3 protein-coding genes, 1 pseudogene and 1 CRISPR repeat array are annotated in these 4,179 nt (G+C 71.0%); of the genes and pseudogenes, 1 reads left to right on the forward strand and 3 read right to left on the reverse strand.

Going from position 1 to position 4,179, the window contains the following annotated elements:
* Nucleotides 1-440 precede the first annotated feature (440 nt).
* Together VR45_RS39640 and VR45_RS39645 are read right to left on the reverse strand one after the other, a co-directional pair.
* Nucleotides 441-1,166 carry a dienelactone hydrolase family protein gene (locus VR45_RS39640; protein WP_045944822.1) on the reverse strand — a complete coding sequence of 242 codons (726 nt, stop codon included), beginning with the start codon at nt 1,164-1,166 and terminating at the stop codon, nt 441-443.
* Between the two features lie 134 nt (nt 1,167-1,300).
* A complete protein-coding gene (locus VR45_RS39645; protein ID WP_045944823.1) occupies nt 1,301-2,140 on the reverse strand; it encodes an SMI1/KNR4 family protein in 840 nt (279 codons plus the stop codon).
* A gap of 112 nt (nt 2,141-2,252) precedes the next feature.
* On the opposite strand from VR45_RS39645, the pseudogene VR45_RS49755 reads away from it, so the two are divergent.
* Nucleotides 2,253-2,570 (forward strand): annotated as a pseudogene (locus VR45_RS49755) (hydroxymethylbilane synthase); the annotation flags it as partial.
* Nucleotides 2,571-2,665: 95 nt separating this feature from the next.
* Here the strand turns inward: VR45_RS49755 and VR45_RS49760 are convergent.
* On the reverse strand, nt 2,666-3,025 hold the full coding sequence (locus VR45_RS49760) for a DUF6191 domain-containing protein (protein ID WP_052709730.1): 360 nt from the start codon (nt 3,023-3,025) through the stop codon (nt 2,666-2,668).
* A 350-nt stretch (nt 3,026-3,375) separates the two neighbouring features.
* A CRISPR array of direct repeats spans nt 3,376-4,136; the repeat unit is 29 nt; unit sequence CTGCTCCCCGCGCATGCGGGGTTGGTCCC.
* The last annotated feature ends 43 nt before the right edge of the window (nt 4,137-4,179 follow it).

The raw sequence follows: 4,179 nt of genomic DNA on the forward strand, positions 1-4,179 counted from the left end.
GGACGACCTGGCGGCCCCGAGCATCGACTCGGGGCCGCCGTGCCTCAACCCTGGCAGCGGTGGCGCACCGCCTGGTCGGGCGGTGCGGGGTGGACCTGGTCCGACCGGGCATCCGCCCAATACCGGGGGCTTCGTGGCTTCCCGGCACCCTCATGGGAGGACGGAGTCGAAGAACACGCGACCCGCTTCTCCTCATCCACCCACGCGGCCGGCGGATCCCCGCCTTGCATCTCGGGCCCAATCCGACGAACTGCAGCTCCATGGCGCTCTCCCACATCAGTTGTACGGAGAAGGTCCATGGCGGCTCGGATGCGGCCCTCGGCTTGCCGTCGCTGGTCGTTGCCGGTTCGTCTGCTGTGTGTCGGCAGGCCGCGGCATGGCGGCGGCAACTCCCGGAGCCGGTGGAGGTCGACCGGCTTGGTTCGCGAGTGCTGGCCGGTTCACTCCGGTACGGGCAGGCACTCGGCGAGCAGGTCGACGACGTCGCGCCAGGCTCGCTGCGCGTGCCGTGGGTGGTGGCCGACGCCGGGGAGCACGGTGTGGTCGACCGGCGGGTGGTGGAAGGCGTGCAAGGCGCCGCCGTAGACCGTGAGGCGCCAGTCGACGCCGGCGGCCTGCATCTCGGCGGTGAACGCTTCCCGTTGCGCGGGCGGCATGATCGGGTCTTCCGATCCGACCCCGGCCCACACCGGGCAGTGGATGCGCGCCGCCTCGCCCGGTCGGCCCGTGGTCAGTCCGTTGACCGTTCCGATCGCGCGCAGGTCGACGCCGTCGCGCCCTAGTTCCAGCGCGATTGCGCCCCCGGTGCCGTAGCCGACGGCGGCGATCCGGTCGGGGTCGGTCCGCGGTTCGGCGCGCAGCACGTCGAGTGCCGCGTGGCCGATGCCCCGCATCCGGTCGGGGTCGGCGAGCAGCGGCAGGCAGCGGGCCAGCATGTCCTCGGGCTCGCCCAAGTAGCGCCCGCCGTGGAGGTCGAAGGCCAGCGCCACGTATCCCAGTTCGGCGAGAGCGTCGGCCCGTTGGCGTTCGACGTCGCTGAGCCCCAGGCCCTCCGGCCCGATCAGCACTGCGGGCCGGCGGCCGACACCGGCCGGGAGCGCGAGGTGCCCGATCATTGTCAGGCCGTCGGCCGGATACTCGACCGTGCGTGCAGTAACCGTCGTCATGGGACGGGACTGTAGTGACCGTCGAGCCCGGACGGACCGGGGTTCACTGCTGGCAGAACAGCGCGGGTGTGCCTCTGAATCGCGGCGTCGGCCCATAGCCCCGAGCCGGGTGGGTCCGGGCGGCTCAGCCGAGGTCAGCCCCAGACAGGCTCGCCGCGGTGCGTAGTCGTGGACAGCACGTCACAGCCCATGCTGTGGATGGTGGCGAGGAGGGTCGATCGCACCTGATCTTCGTCGTCGGGCGGGAAGGCGATGCGGATCCGGTGGCCGTAAGCCGTCTCGTAGGTGAGTCTCCAACCGAGCTCGGTGGCGTCGAAGTGGTCCTGGCGGCCGTCCTCGTCCCTGTAGCCACCTCGGTCGGCCGTCGGAGAGAGTGCCTCCCGCAGGACCCGAAGGCGCTCGGGGTAGGTCCGCCGGCCGTCGGTGAGCTTGATGTAGACGTGGTTGAGCTCGCGGAACGGTTCGAACCACGGTGTCGTGACGTGCTCGTTCGCGGCGAAGACGGTGGTGTTGAGCCGTCCGCTCAGCCAGCCGTGGAGGAAGCCCGCCGCGCCGGTCTCGTGGGCGTCGTAGTAGCACCCGCGCGGGTTCCAGACGACGACGGTCCAGGTGTCCGGGTGGCCTCCGGTTACCCAGCAGAGCCGGTCACCGTTGTCGGTTCCAGCCCATTCCAGCAGGCCACCGGCCTCCGGAAAGTAGGGGTAGGGGCATTCGTCCGGGTTCGCCTCCCGGAACGGTCGTTCGCTCTCCAGCAGCTGCTGCGCGGACTGGACCAGGCGGTTGCGGCTGCCGAACGGTGTGAGGGGGGTGATGAAGTCGACGAACTGGCCCAAGCCGTAGGAACCGATGAGGGACTTGAAATCTGACGGAAGTTCGAGGCCGAGGGCGTTCTCGACCTGCGTCCAGTCACCGCTCGCGTCGATGGGGTTCGTCGGTGGGGGTACCAGAGCAACCAGGTCGTCAATCGTCGTCATACGGGCGAGGCTATCGAGGAGGGGCCCTTGCCCCGCCAGGTGGGGCAGCCGCGGGGAGGCATCTGCCCCACCGTCGCCGGCCCGGACACCACCAGCCGTGGTGTCAGTGCCCTCGGGCGGTTCTGCGTTCTCCACCGATCGGGAGGCCGCACTGCTGGTGGGCGGGGGCGATCTGGTCGTCCACTCGCTCAAGGACCTGCCGACGGCGACCCCGGACGGGCTGGGCCTGGTTGCCGCGCCCTGCCCGTGAGGACGTTCGCGACGCGCCGTGCGGAGGCACGCCGACCAGCCTGCCGGAGGGGGCGACGGTGGGCACCGGTGCGACGCGCCGCGACTGGGCAGGACCAGGACGCGCGGCGGGACGCTGGACTCCGTGGTCCTGGCGGCGGCCGGCGTTCGGCGGCTCGGACTGGACGATGCGATCGGTGAGCTGCAGCCGGCACCGGGTGCGCGGACACCGGACACCCGGGCGCAGGTGGGTGGCTGGCGCTACCTCGCCACAGTCCTGCTGGGGGGGTGGTTGGGCTACTTCCTGCGGCTCGGGCCGCCGGTCGGGGGCCGAAGGACGGTCGCGGTACCGGCATCGAGGTCGATTCCGGTCCTGGGAGGTGCGCCGTCGTTCTCGTCATCGCGAAGGACCAACTCGATCCGGCGCTGCTCCAGTTGAACTCGCTTGCCGGCGTAGAGGAGAGCATGGAGCTCCTCGGTCGCAGTGGCTCCGACCCCGCGTTCACCCAGGTCGTCGCGCCGCCGCAGACGCTGAAGCACCCATGCGGGCCGTTGGGTTCGCAGCACAAGCTGCCGCGCGGCGGCCAAGAAGAAGAACGCCGCGACCAGGGCGGCGGGAAACAGCAGACTTCCTGCGAGACTCACCATGCTCAGCATGTCCGGGTAACGTCCGGCCCGCTGACGGCGGTTCCGCCAATGAGCCTTGCTTCGGGCGGCGTTGGGGGCGGGCATCCTCGTGCAGTGGCCCTGCGGCAGCGCCCTTGCGACCACGGCTCCCCCGCACAAGCCGCACTGCGGTCGCGGCAACCTCCCCCTCGGGCGCGACGGCGAAGCTTCGAGACCAGGCAGGTGCGCGAGCGCGGGAATCAACCGGAGGACTCGGACAGCTCGGGTTGGATAGGGTTGGCCGGGTGCGCAGCCCGCCTGCGAGGGTGACCGAAATGCCTGAATCTCTGGAAGTCGCAGAATCCCGCCCCCGCGCCGGATAGACCCGCAACTCACCGACTCTGCTCCCCGCGCNGCGGGGTTGGTCCCCGCTCGCACTCGGCGGCGTACGCCTTCCAGTTCTGCTCCCCGCGCATGCGGGGTTGGTCCCGAGGAACCGCCGGCGGAGGAGAAGGAGAAGGGCTGCTCCCCGCGCATGCGGGGTTGGTCCCACCCGCTCGACATCGTCGGGCAGAGCCAGCAGCTGCTCCCCGCGCATGCGGGGTTGGTCCCCCGGATTATTCTGGATTCCGACAACGGCAAGATCTGCTCCCCGCGCATGCGGGGTTGGTCCCACCCGCTCGACATCGTCGGGCAGAGCCAGCAGCTGCTCCCCGCGCATGCGGGGTTGGTCCCCGCTCCTGAGACCCGTCCGTCGGGTCGTACGCCTGCTCCCCGCGCATGCGGGGTTGGTCCCTACTACTGGCTGCACCAGTCGCCGGACGGGAACTGCTCCCCGCGCATGCGGGGTTGGTCCCCTCAACCTCTTACGCGGGCCCGTCAGGCTGCCCTGCTCCCCGCGCATGCGGGGTTGGTCCCGACGGCGGCGCCCACACCGTCCGGTTCTGGACCTGCTCCCCGCGCATGCGGGGTTGGTCCCTGAACCTGCGCGTGGTCGAGGACCTGGGCGGCCTGCTCCCCGCGCATGCGGGGTTGGTCCCGCTCGCCCGGGGTGCCTTCGACGCCGTAGGGCCTGCTCCCCGCGCATGCGGGGTTGGTCCCCCCGCCTGCTTCGTCTACCCGGACGGCAAGGTCTGCTCCCCGCGCATGCGGGGTTGGTCCCTTGTAGATCGCCATCGGGGACAGCAGGACCAACTGCTCCCCGC

The sequence above is a fragment of the Streptomyces sp. NRRL S-495 genome (genome assembly GCF_000966955.1).
Classification (GTDB): domain Bacteria; phylum Actinomycetota; class Actinomycetes; order Streptomycetales; family Streptomycetaceae; genus Kitasatospora; species Kitasatospora purpeofusca.